Annotated in this window: 17 protein-coding genes; 4 read left to right on the forward strand and 13 right to left on the reverse strand. The window is 67.4% G+C overall.

Annotated elements, in window-relative coordinates; genetic code table 11:
* Window positions 1-20: 20 nt before the first annotated feature.
* From DB30_RS06240 to DB30_RS06265, 6 genes are read right to left on the reverse strand one after another with little or no spacing between them, the layout of a single operon-like run.
* A complete protein-coding gene (locus tag DB30_RS06240) occupies window positions 21-854 on the reverse strand; it encodes an enoyl-CoA hydratase/isomerase family protein (RefSeq protein WP_165703646.1) in 834 nt (277 codons plus the stop codon).
* A 6-nt stretch (window positions 855-860) separates the two neighbouring features.
* Window positions 861-2,024: an acyl-CoA dehydrogenase family protein gene (locus DB30_RS06245; RefSeq protein WP_052547055.1), complete on the reverse strand. Its 1,164-nt coding sequence runs from the start codon at window positions 2,022-2,024 to the stop codon at window positions 861-863.
* Complete coding sequence (locus DB30_RS06250; RefSeq protein ID WP_052547056.1) at window positions 2,021-3,196, reverse strand: acyl-CoA dehydrogenase family protein; 1,176 nt, start codon at window positions 3,194-3,196, stop codon at window positions 2,021-2,023. Before DB30_RS06250 ends, DB30_RS06245 begins: the two co-directional genes overlap by 4 nt.
* A 9-nt stretch (window positions 3,197-3,205) precedes the next feature.
* Entirely contained in the window at window positions 3,206-4,846 is a 1,641-nt protein-coding gene (locus DB30_RS06255; protein WP_052547057.1) for an acyl-CoA carboxylase subunit beta, read from the reverse strand.
* 1 nt (window position 4,847) lies between these two features.
* Entirely contained in the window at window positions 4,848-5,762 is a 915-nt protein-coding gene (locus DB30_RS06260) for an SDR family oxidoreductase (RefSeq protein WP_052547058.1), read from the reverse strand.
* On the reverse strand, window positions 5,759-6,427 hold the full coding sequence (locus DB30_RS06265; RefSeq protein ID WP_146658141.1) for a TetR/AcrR family transcriptional regulator: 669 nt from the start codon (window positions 6,425-6,427) through the stop codon (window positions 5,759-5,761). The genes DB30_RS06260 and DB30_RS06265 overlap by 4 nt, the downstream gene beginning before the upstream one ends.
* 220 nt (window positions 6,428-6,647) lie before the next feature.
* Here DB30_RS06265 and DB30_RS06270 point away from each other — a divergent pair, with 220 nt between their 5' ends.
* The 4 genes from DB30_RS06270 to DB30_RS06285 all read left to right on the forward strand — a co-directional run bounded on the left by DB30_RS06270 (window position 6,648) and on the right by DB30_RS06285 (window position 13,046).
* The gene (locus DB30_RS06270) at window positions 6,648-7,565 is read left to right on the forward strand and encodes a penicillin-binding transpeptidase domain-containing protein (protein WP_052547060.1); all 918 of its coding nucleotides are present in this window, start codon (window positions 6,648-6,650) and stop codon (window positions 7,563-7,565) included.
* 111 nt (window positions 7,566-7,676) lie between these two features.
* A complete protein-coding gene (locus DB30_RS06275; protein ID WP_052547061.1) occupies window positions 7,677-9,059 on the forward strand; it encodes a DUF4215 domain-containing protein in 1,383 nt (460 codons plus the stop codon).
* Window positions 9,060-9,152: 93 nt separating this feature from the next.
* Window positions 9,153-11,486 carry a protein kinase domain-containing protein gene (locus tag DB30_RS06280; RefSeq protein WP_052547062.1) on the forward strand — a complete coding sequence of 778 codons (2,334 nt, stop codon included), beginning with the start codon at window positions 9,153-9,155 and terminating at the stop codon, window positions 11,484-11,486.
* 42 nt (window positions 11,487-11,528) lie between these two features.
* Entirely contained in the window at window positions 11,529-13,046 is a 1,518-nt protein-coding gene (locus tag DB30_RS06285) for a flavin-containing monooxygenase (protein WP_052547063.1), read from the forward strand.
* A gap of 52 nt (window positions 13,047-13,098) precedes the next feature.
* On the opposite strand, the gene DB30_RS06290 is transcribed toward DB30_RS06285, so the two are convergent.
* The 7 genes from DB30_RS06290 to DB30_RS06320 all read right to left on the reverse strand — a co-directional run bounded on the left by DB30_RS06290 (window position 13,099) and on the right by DB30_RS06320 (window position 19,280).
* The gene (locus DB30_RS06290; RefSeq protein ID WP_240480176.1) at window positions 13,099-13,548 is read right to left on the reverse strand and encodes a Fur family transcriptional regulator; all 450 of its coding nucleotides are present in this window, start codon (window positions 13,546-13,548) and stop codon (window positions 13,099-13,101) included.
* A 7-nt stretch (window positions 13,549-13,555) separates the two neighbouring features.
* A complete protein-coding gene (locus DB30_RS06295) occupies window positions 13,556-14,119 on the reverse strand; it encodes a hypothetical protein (RefSeq protein ID WP_052547064.1) in 564 nt (187 codons plus the stop codon).
* A 262-nt stretch (window positions 14,120-14,381) separates the two neighbouring features.
* A complete protein-coding gene (locus DB30_RS06300; RefSeq protein WP_052547065.1) occupies window positions 14,382-14,846 on the reverse strand; it encodes a hypothetical protein in 465 nt (154 codons plus the stop codon).
* 29 nt (window positions 14,847-14,875) lie between these two features.
* On the reverse strand, window positions 14,876-15,094 hold the full coding sequence (locus DB30_RS06305) for a hypothetical protein (RefSeq protein ID WP_146658145.1): 219 nt from the start codon (window positions 15,092-15,094) through the stop codon (window positions 14,876-14,878).
* A gap of 96 nt (window positions 15,095-15,190) precedes the next feature.
* On the reverse strand, window positions 15,191-16,234 hold the full coding sequence (locus DB30_RS06310) for an FAD binding domain-containing protein (protein WP_052547067.1): 1,044 nt from the start codon (window positions 16,232-16,234) through the stop codon (window positions 15,191-15,193).
* On the reverse strand, window positions 16,234-18,579 hold the full coding sequence (locus DB30_RS06315; protein ID WP_052547068.1) for a xanthine dehydrogenase family protein molybdopterin-binding subunit: 2,346 nt from the start codon (window positions 18,577-18,579) through the stop codon (window positions 16,234-16,236). The genes DB30_RS06310 and DB30_RS06315 overlap by 1 nt, the downstream gene beginning before the upstream one ends.
* Window positions 18,579-19,280, reverse strand: a complete 702-nt coding sequence (locus DB30_RS06320; RefSeq protein ID WP_146658146.1) for a (2Fe-2S)-binding protein — start codon at window positions 19,278-19,280, stop codon at window positions 18,579-18,581. The genes DB30_RS06315 and DB30_RS06320 overlap by 1 nt, the downstream gene beginning before the upstream one ends.
* Window positions 19,281-19,455 lie beyond the last annotated feature (175 nt).

A 19,455-nucleotide genomic window follows, 5' to 3' on the forward strand; every position in this document is an offset into this window, starting at 1 on the left:
AGTCGATCCTACAACCAAGGTCAGGCGTCGTCGCGGGCCCAGCTTGGGTCGCGCTTCTCGATGAAGGCCCGGGTCCCCTCTTGCCCCTCGGGCCCACGGATCGCCAGGGCAAACTCCCGCGCGGCCCGATCGAGCAGCACCTCGAGGTTCTCTGACAGCGACGAGATCACCAGATCCTTGGTCACCGCCACCGCCCCCGGCGCGCAGCGACGGATCTGCGAAAGCGTCTGCGCGAGGGCGACCTCGAGCGCCTCTTCGTCGTCGTACACCTCGTGCACAATTCCAACGTGCTTGGCCTCGTGGCCGTCGAGCCGGCCCCCCGTGACCGCAAACCGCCGCGCCTGGCTGAGGCCCACGCGGCGCACGATGAACGCGGCAATTTGCGCGGGCGGGATCCCCAGCGAGGTCTCGGGCAGCCGAAACTTCGCGTCGGCCCGGGCCAAGCTGACGTCCGCCACGCACGCGAGCCCGAAGCCACCACCCATGACCGCGCCCTCGATCACCGCGACCACCGCCTGCGGCGCCGCCTCGATCACGCTGAGCATGGTCCCAAACTTGCGATTGCCGATCACCATGGGATCGTCGGGGCTGCCCGGCACCTCGGGGGGCGGCGCCATCCGAGCCGCCGCCATGTCGCGGATGTCACCGCCCGCGCAAAAGTGGCCGCCGGCTCCGCGGAGCACGACCACGCGCAAGATCTTGCTGTCCGCGATCGCGTCGAACACCGCGATGATCTCCTCGACCATCGCAAAGCTCATTGCGTTGCGCACCGCCGGCCGGTTGAAGGTGAGGTGCAAGACCGAACCTTCATGCCGCAGCGCGAGGTTTGGCGTGTCTGGAAGCTCGAAGTCCATCATCCCTCAGCCTTTCTTTCGCTTGGGCAAAGTGCCCATCAGCTTGCAGATGATCCCCAGCATGACCTCGTCCGCGCCGCCGCCGATCGAGACCAGGCGCGCGTCACGATACCCCCGAACCACCGGGTTCTCGTTCATGTAGCCCATGCCGCCGTGGAACTGAACGCACCAGTCGCCAACCTCGCGACACAGCCGCCCCGACTTGAGCTTGGCCATGCTGGCCAGCTTGGTCACGTCTTTGCCGCTGACGTATAGCTCGGTCGCGCGATAGACCAGCGCTCGCAAGGCCTCGAGCTCGGTCGCCAGCTCCGCGAGCTTGAAGTGCACGTATTGATTATCGAGCACCGAGCCGCCAAACACCTGACGTTGGCGGGTGTAGTCGGTCGTCATCTCGAGCATGCGCTCGAGCGCGCGGATCGAGTTGGCCGCGCCCCACAGCCGCTCCTCTTGGAACTGCATCATTTGATAGACGAAGCCGTAGCCCTCTTGCCCGATCAAATTCCGCTGCGGCACGCGCACGTCTTCAAAGAAGATCTGCGCGGTGTCGGACGAGCGCATGCCCAGCTTGTCGAGCTTGGTCGAGCGGTCGACGCCCTTGGTGTCGAGCGGGACCACGATCAAGCTCTTGTTCTTGTGTGCAGGCGCGCCGTCAACGGTGTTGACCAGGCAGCACATCCAGTCGGCTTGGTAGCCGTTGGTGATCCACATCTTGCCGCCGTTGATGATGAAGTCGTCGCCGTCCTTGCGGGCGTGGGTCTTGATGCTGGCGACGTCGGAGCCGGCCCCGACCTCGGACACACCAATGCACCCAACCATGTCCCCCGCGATGGAAGGCTCGAGGTAGGTCTTCTTGAGGTAGTCCGAGCCAAACCGGGCCAGCGCGGGGGTGCACATGTCGGTCTGCACGCCGATCGCCAGGGGCACGCCGCCGCAATTAATGTTCGACAGCTCCTCGGCCATGGCCACCGTGTAGGAGTAGTCGAGCCCGGCCCCGCCGTGCTCCTCGGGGTACTTGAGCCCCAGCAAGCCTTGGTCGCCAAACAGCTTGAACACCTCGTGAGCCGGGAACGACCCGGCCGCCTCCCACTCGTCAACGTAGGGGTTGATGTGCTTGTCGATGATCCCGTTGACGGTCTTGCGCAGCAGCGCGTGCTCTTCGGTGAATTTCATGATGACTTGCCCTTTGATTGCTTGGGCAGGGTGCCCATCAGCTTGCAGATGATCCCCAGCATGACCTCGTCGGCGCCGCCGCCGATCGCGACCAGACGCGAGTCCCGGTAGGCGCGGACGATCGGGTTTTCGTTCATGTAGCCCATCCCGCCGTGGAACTGAACGCACCAATCGCCCAGCTCGCGGGTCAGCCGGCCGCACTTGAGCTTGGCCATGCTGGCGAGCTGGGTCACGTCTTTGCCGCTGACGTAGAGCTCGGTCGCGCGGTAGACCAAGGCCTTGAACGCCTCGAGCTCCGTCGCCAGCTCGGCCAGCTTGAAGTGCACATATTGATTGTCGAGCACCGAGCCGCCAAACAGCTTGCGCTCGCGGGTGTAGGCGATCGTCATCTCGAGCATGCGCTCGAGCCCGCGCACGGAGTTGGCCGCCGCCCACAGCCGCTCCTCTTGGAACTGCATCATTTGGTAGACGAAGCCGTAGCCTTCTTGCCCAATCAGGTTGCGCTGCGGCACCCGAACATCTTCAAAGAAGATCTGCGCGGTGTCGGAGCAGCGCATGCCCAGCTTGTCCAGCTTGGTTGAGCGATCGACCCCCTTGGCGTCGAGCGGGATCACGATCAGGCTCTTGTTGCGATGCGAGGCCGCGCCCTCGACGGTGTTGACCAGGCAGCACATCCAGTCGGCCTGGTAGCCGTTGGTGATCCACATCTTGCCGCCGTTGATGACGAAGTCGTCACCGTCCTTGCGCGCGTGGGTCTTGATGTTGGCGACGTCAGAGCCAGCCCCCACCTCGGACACGCCAATGCAGCCAACCATGTCGCCGGCGATCGAAGGCTCGAGGTAGGTCTTCTTGAGGTCGTCCGAGCCAAACCGCGCCAGCGCTGGCGTGCACATGTCGGTCTGTACGCCGATCGCCATGGGCACGCCGCCACAATTGATGTTGCCAAGCTCCTCGGCCATCGCGACCGAGTACGAGTAGTCCAGCGCCGCGCCGCCGTGCGCCTCGGGGTATTTGAGGCCCAGCAAGCCCTGCTCGCCGAAGCGCTTGAACACCTCGTGAGCTGGAAACGCCCCGGCGGCCTCCCACTCGTCAACGTAGGGGTTGATGTGCTTGTCGATGATCTGGTTGACCGTCTTGCGCAGCAGCGCGTGCTCTTGACCGAACAGTTGCATGGCGGTCTCCTACAGGCGCGCGGGGCCGAAGGTGTTGGGGCTGAGGGTGCGGGTCTGGGCCTCGCGGCAGGTGGCCAGCGCCATCGCCAGGACCCGGCGGCTGTCTCGCGGATCAATGATGCCGTCGTCCCACAGCCGCGCGGTCGCAAACAGTGCGGTGGACTCGGACTCGATCCGCTTGACCAGCGTGTCTCGCATCATGCGAACGTTGTCATCGCGGATCTTGCGGGCGGCCTCGTCGAGCATGTGATCCGTGCCCGCGAATTTGGCCTTGGTGATCATCTCCATGACCATGCCGATCTGCTCGGCGCCCATGACCGCGACCTTGGCGTTGGGCCAGGCGAAGATGAAGCGCGGATCAAAGGCCCGGCCGCACATGCCGTAGTTGCCGGCGCCGTAGCCCCCACCCACGAGCAAGGTCAGCTGTGGGACGGTGGCGTTGGCCACCGCTTGGATCATCTTGGCGCCGTGCTTGATCGCGCCGCGTTGCTCGGCGTGCTTGCCGACCATGAACCCGGTGGTGTTCTGCAGGTACAGGATCGGAATGTTGGCCTGACAGCACAGCTGGATGAACTGCGCGGCCTTGCACGAGCCATCGGGCATGATCGGGCCGGCGTTGGCGACGATCCCCAGCGCGTAGCCCTCGATCGACGCGTGCCCACAGACGGTGTCCGAACCCCACCGGGCCTTGAACTCGAGGAAGTCCGAGCCGTCGACCAACCGGGCGATCAGCTCGCGGATGTCCCAGGGGTGGCGGGGGTCGGGCGGCACCACGCCGCACAGCTCCTCGACGTCGTAGCGGGGCGGCTCGAACCCGCGTTGCGGCGGTGGGACATAATTTTGATTCCAGCCGAGCTTGGCGACGACGTCACGGGCGATCCGAATCCCGTGGGCGTCGTCCTCGGCGATGTACTCGGCGAGGCCGGAGACCTCGGCGTGCATCTGGGCCCCGCCAAGCTCTTCGTCGCTGGCGTCCTCGCCGATCGCCGCCTTGACCAAGGGCGGCCCGGCCAAGAACACCTTGGCGCGGCCGCGGACCATGATCACATAGTCGCTGAGCCCCGGCAGGTACGCGCCACCGGCCGTCGACGAGCCATTGACCACGGTAATGTGGGGGATCCCGGCGGCCGACATGCGGGCGATATTGCAAAATACCTTGCCGCCCTCGACGAACAGCTCGCTCTGGTAATTGAGGTTGGCGCCGCCGCTCTCGACCATGCCAATACAAGGCAGCTTGTTCTCGAGCGCGATCCGTTGGGCACGAAGGCTCTTTTGCAGCCCCATCGGCGCGATCGAGCCGCCCTTGATCGCGCTGTCGTTGGCCGTGACCAGGCAGCGGACGCCGGCGACAAATCCGATCCCAACGATGTTGCCGCCCCCGAGCGTGTCCTTGCGCCCGTTGTCGTCGTGCATCTTGTACCCGGCCAGGGTCGAGAGCTCGAGAAACGGGCTGCCGGGGTCGATCAGCCGGGCGACCCGCTCGCGCGGGGTCAGCTGGCCGCGCTTGTTGAACTTGGCCCGCTTGGCCTCACCGTGGGCCCGGACCTTGGCCTCGAGCTCACGAAAGCCCTCGACCAGCGCCAACATCTGGGCCCGGTTGTGTTGATACGCCTCGCTGCGGGTGTCGAGGGTGGAGAGCAAGGTTGGCATGTCAGTCCTGACCCTCACCCGGCGACTGGGGCAGCTTGTCGAGCTTGGTCACCGCGCGCATGTCCGCCGGCAGCGTGCTGCGATGAAAGCCATTGTAAGGGAGCGACCGGTCGTGCTCGGGCATCGGCCAGTGGTGAGGCATCAGCGGCGCGGCACCGTCGACACACAAGGTCTGGCCGGTGATGAACGCGGCAGCGGGCGACAGCAAGAAGCAGATCGCGGCCGAGATCTCGGCTTCAACGCCAAACCGCTTGAGCGGCACGGCCTTGGTCATTTGCATGAACATGCTGCGGACCGCCTCGGGGTAGGTCTCCATGCCGGAGCTGGCGATCCAGCCTGGCGCGACCGCGTTGACCCGCACGCCCGTGCGCGCCCACTCGACCGCGGCGGTCTTGGTCAGGTTGATCATGCCCGCCCGCGCCGCGCCCGAGTGACCCATGCCCGGCATGCCCTTCCACATGTCGGCGACGATGTTCACGATCGACCCGCCGTGCTTCATGAAGTGCTGGGTGAACAGCTCGCGGGCCATCAAGAAGCCGCCGGTCAAGTTGGTGCGCACGACCGTCTCGAAGCCCTTTTGATTGATCGCCTCGAGCGGGGCCGGGTACTGACCGCCAGCGTTGTTGACCAGGCCATGCACGGACCCGTGCTGTTCGAGGATCGCGGCGATCGTGGCGGCCACGCCCGACTCCTCGCGGATGTCTTGAGTCAGCGCGCTGGCCTGGCCGCCGTCTTCGAGGATCTCGGCCTTGACCCGCTCGACCTTCTCGAGCTTGCGGCCTAGCAGCACCACGTGGGCGCCGAGGGCCGCGAGCTCGTGGGCGGTGCAGCGGCCGATGCCGCTGCCGCCCCCGGTGACGATGATGGTTTGACCGGCGAACAGGTCGCTACGAAATACGGAACGGTAGTCGCTCACGCTGGGGGCTCCTCTGCGGGTGGGGTTGGGATCGGGCACAGCGCCTCGATGCGAGCGGCGTCGCTGCCAAGGCCGCGCAGCAAGAAGCGCGTGGCGTGAACCAGCGTCTGCGCGGGCGGGGCCGGGCGCTGCCAGACCATGGACTCGAACAAGAGATCATCGAGCAGCGCCAGCGCGAGGTGGGCGGCCATGCGATCGTCGTCGACGACGAAGCTGCCGTCGCTGCGGCCAGCGGCGATCAGCCGCGCGAACGGGCGCGACAAGGTCTCGCGGCCCTCCAGCCAGATCTGCTCGATCTCTTCGCTGCTGGTGGCCTCACGAAACACGCGGATCAGCGGGACCTGCTCGCGCATCACCGCGTGAATGCGGACCAGCGCGGCGACCAAGCGCTGGTCGGCGGGCTCGAGGGCGTCGGCGGTGCTCTCTTCGAAGGCCTGCAGGTAGTGGCCCAGCACCTCGGCGCGCAGGTAGGGCAGCACCGACTGCTTGGACTTGAAGTACAGATAGAAGGTGCCCTGCGCGACGCCGGCCTCGCGGACGATCGCCGACACGCTGGTCTGGGCGAAGCCGCGATCCAGGAACAGGCGCTTGGCCGTCGCCACCAATTCTCGACGCCGGCCGGTGTTCGGGCCAGTGTTCGCGCGGGCTGCTTCGGAGCGGGGCATGGCTTCCGACTGGGCGGGTGACTGACTGTCAGTCACCACGCGAAAGGTGCCCGATGCTGTGAACCTATGTCAAATGCGATGATCACGCGCAGCTTGGGTTCGCGCCCGTCCCAGCGGGTCCAGGGCGCTCGGGCGGCGCAAATCTGGGCGGCTTGGATGCCCGCGCGCGATGGAACAAAGTCGCAAACCCGGGCGTCGGCCGCCGATGTCAGGAACTCGCGTGAGTGCCAAGGTCGCTTCGCTGCTCACGGTCGCCGCGCTGCTGTGCAGCTGCCGTCCCGCCGCCGAGCCCACGCCGCCTGTGGCCCAACCCAAGCCGACCGCAGCTGCTGCGCCCGCGATCACGATCGAGCACCGCCCCGCCCTCACCAAGCGAATCACCGAAGCCGGCTACGAGGGCGTGTTCGTCGTCCTGGATCCCGCGACCGCGACGCTGATCGTCTCGGACCCGGAGCTGGCCGAGCAGCGCTTCATCCCGGCGTCGACCTTCAAGATCCCGAACTCACTGATCGCGCTCGAGACCGGCGTCGCCGACTCGCCCGCGTTCACGCTGAAGTGGGACGGCGTGCAGCGCTGGGCCTCGAGCTGGAACCGCGACCACGACCTGCGCAGCGCGTTCGCGGTCTCGGCCCTCTGGTACTACCAAGAGCTCGCGCGGCGGATCGGCGAGGCCCGCATGGCCAAGTGGGTGACCGCGGCCAACTATGGAAACGCGGACATCTCAGGGGGCATCGACGCCTTTTGGCTCAACGGTGCCCTGCGGATCTCCCCGCGCGAGCAGGTCGAATTTCTTCAACGACTGGACACTGGCGCGAGCCCGTTCACACCCGCCACCGTCACGCGCTTTCTCGATGAGGTCATGATCTACGAACCTCGCCCGGGGGATTGGACGGGCGCAGCCCCGGGCACGGTTCGGGCCAAGACCGGCTGGGCCAGGTCCGAGGACTTCGCGGACCCGCTCGCGGCCGGGTTCAACGGCAACCTTGGGTGGTTCGTGGGCGCCGTGACCCAGGCCAACGGTGGGTGGGTTTACTTTGCGACGCTGCTGGTCAGCCCCGAGCCGGCCCCCGACAGCTTCGCGGACGATCGGCCCAAGCTCACCGCCGTGACCCTGCGCGAGCTCGGCTACCTGGACTGAGCAGGGGCGCACGAGCTTTGGCGACGTCGAGCCAACCCGGACCCATTCACAGCTGCTGGGTCTAATTCGATGGCCTGGACACGGGGGCCCAAGGTCGGCTCCAATGCGGGCATGCAACGGCTCCGCCTTGGCTCGCTCCTGACCTGCTCCCTGCTCGGCTCGCTCTCGGTGTCTTGTGTCGGGACGATCATCGAGGCCGACACCGTCGACACGGACACGAGCGGCGACGGCGACGGCGACGGCGACGGCGACGGCGAGACCGGCGACGGCGATGGCGAGACCGGCGACGGCGACGGTGACCCCGGAGACGGCGACGGCGATCCCGCCGGGGTGTGCGGCGACGGCGTGCTCGACCGCGGCGAGGAGTGCGACGACGCCAACATGGTCGACACCGACAGCTGCACCTCCACGTGCAGGAACGCCGAGTGCGGCGACTCGTTCGTGTTCGCAGGTACCGAGGCGTGCGACGACGGCAACACGACCAACGGCGACGGCTGCTCGAGCACCTGCATGCTCGAGAGCTGCGGCGATGGCAGGGTCCAGCCTGGGGAGGCGTGTGACGACGGCAACGAGGTCAACACCGACGACTGCACCAACTTGTGCGTGGCGGCGGCCTGCGGCGACTCCTTCGTTCACGCGGGCGTCGAGCAGTGCGACGACGGCAACCAGGTCGACACCGACGCCTGCACCAACGCCTGCGAGGACGCGGACTGCGGCGACGGGATCGTTCAGATGGGCGTCGAGATGTGCGACGACGGCAACATCTCCAACACCGACGCATGCGTGGACATGTGCGTCCCCGCGGTGTGTGGCGACGGATTCGTGCACGCGGGCGTGGAGGAGTGCGACGACGCCAACGAGATCGACAACGACGAGTGCAGCAACGAGTGCATCGCGGCGGCGTGCGGCGATGGCCTGCTGCAACTTGGGGAGGAGTGCGACGACGAGAATATCGTCGCGCTCGACGGGTGCTCGCCCACCTGTACATGGGAGCAACGCTATGTGTTTGCGACAAGCACCGAGCACAATGGCAATTTTGGCGGGCTCGCGGGCGCGGACGCGATCTGCAACGCGCGCGCGCAAGAGGCCAACTTGCCCGGTACCTACATGGCTTGGGTCTCGACGAACCAGAACACGCCCGCTGGGCGCTTCGTTCAGTCGAACGTGCCCTACGTCCTGGTCACGGGACTACAGGTCGCCGACAACTGGCTCGACCTGATTGACGGCTCGCTAGACAACTCGATCTCGCGGACCGAGCAAGGCAACATGTCGATCAATACTGGCAGCTCGTGTGGCAACAGCGTGCGCATTGTGTGGACGGGGACTTCGGGGAACGGGCTGAGCAGCGGGAACAACTGCGCCAACTTCTCCTCGAGCTCGAACGGCTCGAACGGCACGGTTGGGCGCAGCACCGCGCTGGACGACGACACCTGGACGGCGTGTGGTGGGGGGGCCTGCAACCTGACCGCGGCTCTCTACTGCTTTCAGCAGTGATGGTTCCTACCCTGGTGCCCTCGGCAGTCGCTGCTCCGCGACTGTCGGCGTTACACGGGATGCCACCAAGTACAGTATCGTCGCCGCTCCGGCATGGGGCTCGCCACACAGCTACAACTCGGCACGGTCCTCGGCGAGGACTTCAAGATTCTGCGTCGACTCGGCGAGGGTGGGATGGGCGTCGTCTTTGCTGCGCTGCAGATCACGACCGGACACGAGCGGGCTGTGAAGGTCATGCACGCGCCCTTCGCCGTCGATGCGCGAGCTCGCGCTCGCTTCGAACAAGAGGCGCGAATTGGCGCACGGATCAAGAGCGACCACGTGGTCCAGGTCGTCGCGGCTGGGGTCTACGAGCGCACGCACACGCCATGGTTGGCGATGGAGCTGCTGCAGGGCCAAGACCTCGAGCGCCACATTCAGACCGGCGGGCCGCTGCCGCTCGCCGACGCGGCGTTGGTAAGCGGCCAGATCATGCACGCGATCGCGGCCGCGCACGACGTCGGCGTGGTCCACCGTGACATCAAGCCCGAGAACATCTTCTTGTCGGTCTCGCGGGTGGTCGGCGTGCCCTACATGGTCAAGGTGCTCGACTTCGGCATCGCCAAGCTGCGCTCGAGCGCGCGCTCGGCCACGGTCGCCGTGGGGACGCCGGGCTACATGGCCCCGGAGCAGAGCCAGTCCAGCGAGGACCTCAGCCCAGCCGCCGACGTCTGGTCGCTTGGGCTCTTGGTGTTTCGCATGCTCACCGGTCGCCCGTTTTGGCGGGCGATGGCCGAGGGCCTCGACATGCCGCAGCTGTGGCGAGAGATGCTGATCGACCCGATCCCGCTGGCCAGCGAGCGCGCCGCCGAGACAGCCACGCAGGCCCGACTCCCCCCGGGCTTCGACGAGTGGTTCGCGGCCTGTGTCGAGCGCGAGCCCGAGCTGCGCTTCCAGAACGCGCGCGCCGCTGGGGTCGCCCTCAACCATCTGTTTCGTGACGCTGGCGTCACCAATCTATCCACACAAAGTGGCTTCAATACGCCGCCGTCGGGTCTGTCGGCGGCGATCCTCGAGGTCGACTCGCGGACCGTGACACCGGGCGGCACGCTGGCGATGTCCAGCGCCGACGCGACCCTGGTCGGCTCGAGCGAGGTCACGCGCCAGTCCGGAGCCGGCCTCGCCTCGTACCGGGTCAGCTTCCGCGAACCCGGCGAGCGCGTGGTCGCAACCGCCGCCGAGGGCGACAGCCTGCTCGACATCTCGCTCACGGCTGGCCTGCCCCACTACCACGCGTGCGGCGGTCAAGCCCGCTGCTCCACCTGCCGCGTGGTCGTGCTGCAGGGCGCGGATCAGCTGAGCCCGCGGACCACCGCGGAACAAAAGATCGCCGAGCGCCGCAAGTGGCCCGAGACCACCCGCCTCGCCTGCCAGGCGAGGGTCTACGGGCCGTGCATGGTCAAGCGCTTGGTCGTCGATCCAAACGACGCGTCGCTGGCCGACATCCGCCGCACGACCGAGGGCGGAGCCAGCCGCTCGCAGCCGTCCACCACCTTGATGTTGCGCCTCGACGGCATCGACGAGGTGCTCGCCGACGGGTTCCCCGACGACGCCATCCACGTGCTCGAGCGCTGCCTCGCGCCGCTCGAAGAGCTGCTCGCCGACAACGGCGGGCGCATGGCCGGGTTCGATGGCACGAGCGCGATCGCAGCGTTCGAGCTTGGCGAAGACGGCGTGCGTCGAGCCCTGCGCGTGGCCTTGCGCGCAGCCGCGAGGATCCGGCGCCTCAACCCCTACTTGCTCAAGCACTTTGGCGCGCAGGTTGGCGTTGCTGCGGGCCTTGGCAGCGGGATCTTGCTCGAGGGCAAGGCAACCACCGAGACCAGCACCGGCCGGGTGCTGATGGGCGCCGCGATCCGCCAAGCCCGCTTCGCCTGCGATCTCGCCACCCGCGGACAAGTCTTGGCCCCGACCGCCCTGCTCCGCGGCCAAGACTTGATCTGCGGCCAAGGACCCCGGCCGCGGCTCTCGGTCGTGCACGACTTCGCCAAGAGCGACGTCGTGTTCTTGGTCCAGAGCAGCTTCGATCGGCTTGGCGACAAGGCCACCGCCTTCGCCGCCGCCTTCTACGACGAGCTGTTCGAGATCCACCCCGCCGCGATCGCGGCGTTCGAGCACACCGACATGCAGCGGCAGCAGAAGATGCTGGTCGACACCTTGGCGTTCGCGGTCCGCGGTCTCGACGACTTTGGCAAGATTGAGGTCGCCGTGCGCGAGCTCGGCGAGCGCCACGTCGACTATGGTGCGACCTTGCAGGACTACAAGTTCGTCGGCCAGGCGCTGCTCACCACGCTCGAGAAATTCTTGGGCGACGCGTTCACGCCCGAGGCCGAGCTCGCGTGGCGCGAGGTCTACACAACCCTGGTTCGCACGATGAACGCTCAGTGAAAGCAGCTTTCTAGCGACGTCGAGTCGGCATAATCTGGCCCCATGCGAATCGCCATCATTGGCTCGGGCATCTCGGGGATCGCGTGGGCCGCTACATTGCAGCGAGACGGCCACGAGGTCGTGGTGTTCGAACGCAGCGGCCAGATCGGCGGGGTCTGGGCCAACGCCTACCCCGAGGTTCGCCTGCAGAACACTTGGACTCAGTACCACCTCGCCGAATTCCCCTGGCCGTTTCGTCCCGACGACCACCCGACCGGCGCGCAGATCCTTCGCTACCTCGCGGCTGCGGTCGAGCACGCGAAGATCGACCTTCGCTGCGACCACGAGGTCGTGGCGTTGACCGAGCTTCCACATGGTTGGCGAGCGACGATCCGCACCCCCACGGGCACCCACGAGGCAGCGTTTGACTATGTCGTCGTCGCGGTCGGGCAGTACACCCAACCCAAGACCAAGCTCGAGATCGCCGACCGCGAGCGGTTTCGTGGTGAGATCGTGACGGAGCGCGAGCTCGATGACCTCGATCGACTCGCCGCCAAGCGGGTCGCGGTCGTTGGCTACGGCAAGTCCGCCGTCGACCTGGCCACGTTCGCCGCCAAGCGGGGCTCACGGGTCGAGCACGTGGTTCGCACGCCTCGCTGGCTGATCCCCTTGAAGATCGCGGGCGTGCTGCACTACACCTTCGCCCTGTTCACGCGCATTAGCTCGGTCATGGTCCCCTGCTGGGCCCACCCAACCGCGGCTGAGCGGTTCTTGCACAGCTCGCTCGCCGGCCTGGTCCCGGGGTTTTGGGCGATGGTCGGCGCGGTGGTTCAGCTCCAGTACCGGGCCGCTGCGCTTGGCCACGGCGCCGCCGCGCGAGCCCGCATCCGCCAGCTGATGCCCACCCACTCGCTGGTCGCCGACATGCGCTCGGCCGCGGCCCTGGCCCCGCAAGGCTACTTTGGGGCCGTCGCCCGCGCCGAGATCACCCCACACCGAGGCGTGCTCTCGCGCTTCGTAGAGAACGGCATCGTGCTCACCAACGGGACCGAGCTACCCTGCGAATTAGTGGTCTTGTGTCTGGGCTCGGGATCTCCAGTATTTCCGTTCATGCCGGCGCGCTACCGCGAGCTGCTCGAGGCCGAGCCCGACGGCGTGCAGCTCTATCGTCACTTGATCCACCCACGGATCCCCCGGCTGGCGTTCGCTGGTTACAACCATGGGTTCATGCATGTGCCCGCGGCCGAGGTCGGTGCGCTGTGGATCAGCGCGACGATCCGCGGTGAGCTCGAGCTGCCCTCGGTCGAGCAAATGGAGGCCGCGATCGAGCATGTTCGGGCGTACAAGCGCGCCCACGTCAACTTCGAGCCGTCCCGCTCGTGCGCGGTCAATACTCGCTTTCAGCAGTATCTCGATATTTTATTGGCCGAGCTTGGCGTCTCGCCCTATCGCAAGCCCCACCTGCTCGCGGAGCTGTTCTCGCGCTACGAGGCCGCCGACTACGCCGGCATCATCGCCGAGTACCACGCGGCCCAGACCGGCCGCGATCAGCCCCGCCGGCCGTCTGATCTGGCAACTTGAGTCACGACTCGAGGACGCAACGACACGCCATCATCGCGCCTTGTCAGCTCGCTCAGTCGGAGCAGCTGTCGCATACACCACGCAGCTGGACATCGAAGGCGCCCTCGGCGGCCGAGCGCGGCAGGCCCTGCGCTCGCGGCAGGCGAACCTCGACCTCTGGCAGGCAGCTGACCGAGCCACAGTCCGTGCACAAGAAGTGTGGGTGCTGGTGCTCGGTCTTCGAGGCCGAGCGGGCTCGGTCCTCGAAGCGCCAGCGCCGGTCGCCGTGATCGGTGCGGACGATCAGGTTGGCGTCCGTGATCGCAACTAGGTTGCGATAGATGGTCGCGGCGTCCCAACCGTTCCCGTCGAGCTGACGCGTGAGCTCGCCGTGGGTCAGAGGCGCCGAGGCTTGGCGAACCGCGTCGAGGACGGCGATGCGCGCGGGAGTTGCGCGCATCCCCGCTTCATGTAGCTCCGCGACGATCTCTCGACGCTTGGTCTTGCTGATCCGCGAAGCCACGTTCCGCTTAGATTACCGTCAAATCGAAGGTGAGGTCGACGTCGACGTCACCAGGCAGGGCCTCGCCCGCCGCGAAGTCATCCTCGAGCCCCGCCGTCTTTTGTGGGGTGCCGTTGAGCTCGGGCAAGTGGCGCAGCATGACGCGGAACTTGCTCGTGCCCGCGGTCCCCGCCGTGACAGTGTGGGCCAGACCGACGGGCAGATCCTCGTTGACCGCGTTGGTCCCGTAGTCGGACTCGACGTCGGCGTAGGCGGTGGTTAGGAGCATGGCGTCGTCGACGATGAACACCTGGTGCTCCTCGGCCTCCTCGGCGATCTCCTCCGTGATGTCGACGGCCGGGTCCGCGAGGTCGTTGCTCAAGGTGATCGTGAGCGTGTACTCGGTCCCGGCCGAGAGCTCGATCGGCTCGGACGAACCCGACATGCCGCCGTCGCCATCGGGGTCGGAGAACGCAGCCACGACCGCGGTCCCACCGTCCGAAGGTGTGAAGATCAGCTCGACGCGCGAGATCACCTCCGTCTCGTGGTCGTGGTCGTGGTCGTCGTCGTGGCCGTGCTCATCTTCGCTCATGGCGCACCCCGTCGCGGCGCAAATTGTCACGAAGCACACTCCGAGAGCCTTCTTGATATGCATTGCGGTTGCTTATGCAATTACATTGCAGCTGTCAAGATCTCGCATTCTGCGCCGCCGGGCCAAGGGATCTCCGAGCTTTGTCGTCATCGAGTACACCCGTTCGCGCGGCCCAACTGCAATGACTGGAGCCCCGCCAAATTCTGCCCCGTCGGCAAGGTCGCCTCGCGCATCAACTTCCAGCGGAGGGGTCGCGGGAGCGCTACGCGACCTGGGTCCGCAGCTGCTCCACGACCTGCGTGAGCTGGTCCGGGTCGATACCAACGAACTCGAGCGCCAGCCGCTGGATCAAGGCAGACAAGCTGATGTCGACCAAGATCGTGCAGCCCTCGAGGCGGATCCGATGATCCGCGAAGGCTCGCGCCCGCTCCGCCCAAAAGCCCAGCCCCAGCAGCGCGTAGCCAACGACCAGCTTGTCCGCGCGCGCCTGCAGCTGCACATCGATGCTGCGCCGCACGTCCTCGTCAGGAACGGGGGCACCATGCTCGACGACGATCAACATCGCCACGATTGGGTACTCGGACAGGACCTGATCGACGAACCCGTATAGCTCGGGGACGCGGGCGAGCGGGGTCTTGGCGCAGCCGACGACCCGAATCACGACAGGGCCCAATTGCGCGAGGATCTCGCCCGCTGAGCGCTTGTGAATCCTGAGCGACGATCGCATGAGCCCGGAGCGCCGCGATCATACCCGATCTAGCGCGGCTCGAAGCAGCCGCGACCTGGCTGGCAGGCCTCGGGGACGCACAGCTGGCGATCCGGCCCGGTCACGAAGCAGGTCTTGAGGCACTGATAGCTGCTCGACCGGCTCGTGTGAAAGGCGTCGTGGGTCTGGGCACCGTAGGCGTGCAGGGCCTTGGTGCGCAGGTGCTTGCAGACCGGACGGGAGTCGTCGACGCGGATGAACTCGGGCATGGGGTTCTCGTGGGGCTTGGGTGGGGTGGCTCGGCGTGAGGGCTTCTCACCCGCTTGCGGACGCATTCGTAAACTGGCTCATCGAGGGCAGCGATCTCATTCTGGCAGGGCCAGGCCGGAGGCGCGATGTAGCACCTGACGCAGCAGGCCCTTGGCCATGGGGATCTTGTAGGCGTTGCCTTCGAGCGCAGCGGCGTCGGCGAGCGCGGCGTCGGCCGCCTGGGCGAACAGCTTGGCGCTGGGTGTCTGCCCCTCGAGCAGCGCGGCCGCTTGGCTGGCGTTCCAAGGGATCGGCGCGACGTGGCCCAGCGCGACCCGAACGTCGCGCATGCTGCCGCCTTGATCCAAGCGCAGCCGGGCCGCCGCTTCAACGAGGGGCCAGTCGTGGGACCGCTTCTCCCGCACGGCCTGGTAGGCGCTGCGCATGTCGTCGAGCACGGGGATCCACACCCGCGTGAGCAAGTCGCCCGGCGCCAGCTTGTGCTCGCGCGTGGGATCCTGCTCGGGGCCAACAAACAGCTCGTGGAGCGGCAGCACGGGCTGCGGCGACGCTTGTTCGTCACCGACGAATACCGACGCCACCGCGTCGAGGGCCAGCAGCGCGGTCGCCAGGCTCGAGGGATGCACGATGAAGCTAGGCCCGCCGCCCAGGATCGCGTGGTAGCGGCTGTCCCCGGTGATCGCCAAGCACGTGTCGCCGCCCTTCTTGAGGCAGACCAGCTCACGGTTGCGGAAGTACCAGCAGCGCGGCCGCTGCAGCAGGTTGCCGCCAAGCGTGGCCGTGTTGCGGATCCCCGGCGTCGCGGCCTGACCGGCGGCTTGATGCAGCGCGTCGACGCCAGGTAGCGCCGCGGCAGCGAGCTGCGCCAGGGTCGTCAGCGCCCCCGCGGACACGTAGCGGGGCGCGGGCGGCAGCGGGTTGGTGTCGACCGGCACCAAGGGCTGGTCCTTGGTGAGCTCGACCCCAGCCGTCAGCGCGTCGCGCAATTCGACGAGCAGCTCGGGATCCTCGATGCCTTCTTTCATGCGGTCGAACAGGTCGACGCCGCCCGCTCGAAACACGCGCAGCTCGGGCTTGCCCACGACCAGCTCGCGGGCCTGATCCACGCGCTTGGGACGGATGATCGCAAAGGGCTGCATTACTTCGTTCCCCCCTGGCTCGCGCGCTGCTGCTGTTCGAGCGCGTCTAGGATCTTCGCGGGTGTGATCGGCAAGCTGCGAACGTGAACCCCGAGCGCGTCGCCGACCGCGTTGGCGATCGCCGCGGCCGTGGGGATCGTCGCGGGCTCACCGATCCCATAGGCGCCGGTGCTGTTGTTGCCGCTGATGACCTCGGTCAGCACAATCGAGATCTCGGGCACGTCCTTGACCCCGCAGGCTTTGTACTGCTCGAGGTTGGCGTTGAGCATCACGCCCAAGCTGGGATCCATGACCCGCTCCTCCATCAGCGCGTAGCCAGTCCCCAAGATGATCCCGCCGTTGATCTGCGAGCGCAGCGTGAGCTCGTTCATGACCCGGCCGCAGTCGTGCAGCGCCAGCACCTGCGTGCAGCGGACCTCGCCGGTCCAGGTGTCGATCTCGACCTCGGCGAATTGGGCCCCCGCGATCTCGGGCGTCTCGAACCCGGGAAACGACCGGGGATGCGCGGCGCTGTTGCGGGCGCGAAACCCCACCGCGACGATCGCCTCGCCTTCGATGCGCTTGCACAGATCCGCCCAGCTCAGGGTCTGGCGGCCCACGCTGACGCCCTCGGCGGTCCAGCGCAGGTTCTTGGTCGAGTTCACCTCGAGCGCGGTCTGGGCCAGCTCGGCGAGCTCGGCCTTGGCCAGCTCGGCCGCGTTGCGAACCGCGGGGGTGATCGAGGACGTGGTCTTGCTGCCGCCGCTGCCGACCCCGGGGCCGAGCTTGCTGTCACCGATCTGGATCTCGATCTCCTCGACCGGCCGGTGCAGCACCTCGGCGGCGACCTGGGCCATGACGGTGCCGATCCCCCCGCCGATGTCCTGGACCCCGTTCTTCACGACCACCCGACCGTCACGGCCAATCTCGATCGTCACGCGGGCCTCGGTGCCGCCAAAGTCACCCCAGATCGAGACCGCGCAGCCGACCCCCTTGCGGACCCGCGTGTTGCGAGCACGCATGTCGGCGGCGGCCTTGCGTCGGGCGTCCCAGTTGAAGCGCTCGCGGCCAAGCTCGAGCTGCCAACGCCGGACCGGGTGGGCGTCGTGGGCCAGGCGAAGATCGATCGGATCCATGCCCAGCTGCCGGGCCAGCTCGTCGATCGCCGACTCCATCGCAAACGCCCCTTGCGTGTGCCCTGGGGCCCGAAACGCGACCGCCGGCCCCGCGTGGGTGAACACGTCGGCGCTCTCGACCAGCACGTCGGGCACCTTGGTGTACACGCTGGCCGCGTTGCGCCCGACCCCCGCACCTGTCCCGATCCCCGCCGTGCCGTGGGCCTGCACGTGGATCGCCGTCAGCTTGCCCTTGTTCGTGGCGCCAAGCTTGACGAGCTGGATCGAGTCCGGACGGTTGCCGGTGCACACGTGCTCTTCGGCGCGATCGAGCATCAGCTTGACCGGCTTGTCCGCGGCCCGAGCCAGATCCCCGGCGATCTTTGCGAGCGCGGTGCCCGAGGCGTTGGCCCCGAACTTCGAGCCAAACCCGCCGCCCATGAAGTTGGTGATGACCTGGACCTTGCTGGGCTCGAGCCCAAACAGCGCCGCGAACTCGTCGCGCACGCCGAAGATCGACTGGGTCGAGGCCCACACGGTGGCCGCCTTCTTGCCGTTCCAGCGCACGACGACCCCGTGGGTCTCGAGGCAGCTGTGCGTGTGGCACTGCGTCGTGTAGGTCGCCTCGAACCGGACCGGGGCCTTGTTGAGCGCCCGCTTGGCGTCGCCGCGCTTTTGGCTGCGGCCGGGTCGGACGTTGCCCGACAGCTTGCCCTGCGCCCGCTCGGCCCCAGGCTCGTCGGCGCCCGTGCGCCGCTCTTCAACGGCCGCCTCGTGGACCTGCGGCGAGCCGTCGCGCATCGCGTCGCGGGTCTGAACGACGAAGGGCTGGGGCTCATACTCGACGATGATCGACGCGAGCGCGGCCCGGGCCAGCTCGGGCCGGGTGGCCGCGACCGCGGCGACGTCCTGGCCCGCGAAGATCAGCTTGTCCCCCACGCCGACCAGCGCGATCGCAGCGCCAACGCCGGCCTGCTTGGCGGCCGGCCCCACGTCTATCCGCGAGACCTTCGCGCACGGCCACGGCGAGCGCAGCACCGCAGCATGGAGCAGGCCTTCGAGCGCGATGTCGTGGGTGTAGCGGGCCTCGCCGCTGACCTTGAGCGGGCCGTCGATCCGCGGCTGCGGCGTGCCGACGACCGTCATGTCGTCGACGGTGTCCCACGGGCGCGGCTCGCTGGGCGGCAGCTCGACGTTGATCGTCTTGATGTTGGGGCCGTAGCCAACCGACAGCTTGGTCTTGCCTGGCATCACGCACCTCCCGACTTGGTGGATGGTTTGGCGCGAAGCAGCACCACGTTGTGAGCAGACCCGCCCCCACCGTTGGCGACCGAGAGCACCGCGTCGACCACGTGCGGGTAGGTCCCGCAGCGGCACAAGTTGCCCGCGATCGCGTCTTCTACGTCTGCGCGCTCGAGGGTTTGCCCGGCGCTTCGTCGCAGCAGCGCGCTCGAGCTGATCAACATGCCAGACGTACAAAAGCCGCACTGCAGCGCGTCGTGCTGAACGAAGGCCTGCTGTAGGGCCGACAGCTGCGACGACCCACCCAGCCCCGCGACCGTGGTCACGGTCGCCCCGGCGACGTCGAGCGCGAGCATCATGCAGCTGTTGCGCGGGACATCGTCGACCATGACCATGCACGCCCCACACGCGCCGCGATCACACACGAGCTTGGTGCCCGTGCGGTCCAGATCCAAGCGCAACAGGTCCAGCAAGGTCGTGCGCGCCTCGACCTCGAGCTTCTGTGGCTGGCCATCGAGCACGAACTCGAGCGGCGTCGGCGTGAGACCGATCGCCCCGTCGACGTCGGCGACCGCCCGCGACTCGGGGTGCAGCGGCGGATCTTCTTTCGTGCAACCGGCCACCAAGGTCGCGGCTCCGATGCTGCGAAACAACCCGCGCCGCGTGAGGCCGCGGGTTTCGTCGTGCTCGGGACCGTCTCGCTTCGCCATGCGGCGCGAGAGTACCCCGCCCTGCGCGGCGGTGGCCAAGCTGGGCGAAGCGCCCGTCGCACGAGCCCCTCACGCCGCTTCGTTTGGCCGTTTCGGCGTGCGCAGCGTCCACGCGGCGCGCTTCGTTGGCACCCCTGGAGAGCGCGGGATCCAGCACAGCGCCACCGAGCGCCTC

The sequence above is a fragment of the Enhygromyxa salina genome, assembly GCF_000737335.2.
Lineage (GTDB): Bacteria > Myxococcota_A > Polyangia > Nannocystales > Nannocystaceae > Plesiocystis > Plesiocystis salina_C.

Coding starts and splice junctions, on each gene's coding strand:
- DB30_RS06300 (WP_052547065.1), bottom strand. CDS start 14,846: ATGCGATCGTCGCTCAGGATTCACAAGCGCTCAGCGGGCGAGATCCTC.
- DB30_RS06285 (WP_052547063.1), top strand. CDS start 11,529: ATGCGAATCGCCATCATTGGCTCGGGCATCTCGGGGATCGCGTGGGCC.
- DB30_RS06305 (WP_146658145.1), bottom strand. CDS start 15,094: ATGCCCGAGTTCATCCGCGTCGACGACTCCCGTCCGGTCTGCAAGCAC.
- DB30_RS06310 (WP_052547067.1), bottom strand. CDS start 16,234: ATGCAGCCCTTTGCGATCATCCGTCCCAAGCGCGTGGATCAGGCCCGC.
- DB30_RS06245 (WP_052547055.1), bottom strand. CDS start 2,024: ATGAAATTCACCGAAGAGCACGCGCTGCTGCGCAAGACCGTCAACGGG.
- DB30_RS06265 (WP_146658141.1), bottom strand. CDS start 6,427: ATGCCCCGCTCCGAAGCAGCCCGCGCGAACACTGGCCCGAACACCGGC.
- DB30_RS06295 (WP_052547064.1), bottom strand. CDS start 14,119: ATGAGCGAAGATGAGCACGGCCACGACGACGACCACGACCACGACCAC.
- DB30_RS06315 (WP_052547068.1), bottom strand. CDS start 18,579: ATGCCAGGCAAGACCAAGCTGTCGGTTGGCTACGGCCCCAACATCAAG.
- DB30_RS06255 (WP_052547057.1), bottom strand. CDS start 4,846: ATGCCAACCTTGCTCTCCACCCTCGACACCCGCAGCGAGGCGTATCAA.
- DB30_RS06250 (WP_052547056.1), bottom strand. CDS start 3,196: ATGCAACTGTTCGGTCAAGAGCACGCGCTGCTGCGCAAGACGGTCAAC.
- DB30_RS06320 (WP_146658146.1), bottom strand. CDS start 19,280: ATGGCGAAGCGAGACGGTCCCGAGCACGACGAAACCCGCGGCCTCACG.
- DB30_RS06275 (WP_052547061.1), top strand. CDS start 7,677: ATGCAACGGCTCCGCCTTGGCTCGCTCCTGACCTGCTCCCTGCTCGGC.
- DB30_RS06240 (WP_165703646.1), bottom strand. CDS start 854: ATGGACTTCGAGCTTCCAGACACGCCAAACCTCGCGCTGCGGCATGAA.
- DB30_RS06280 (WP_052547062.1), top strand. CDS start 9,153: ATGGGGCTCGCCACACAGCTACAACTCGGCACGGTCCTCGGCGAGGAC.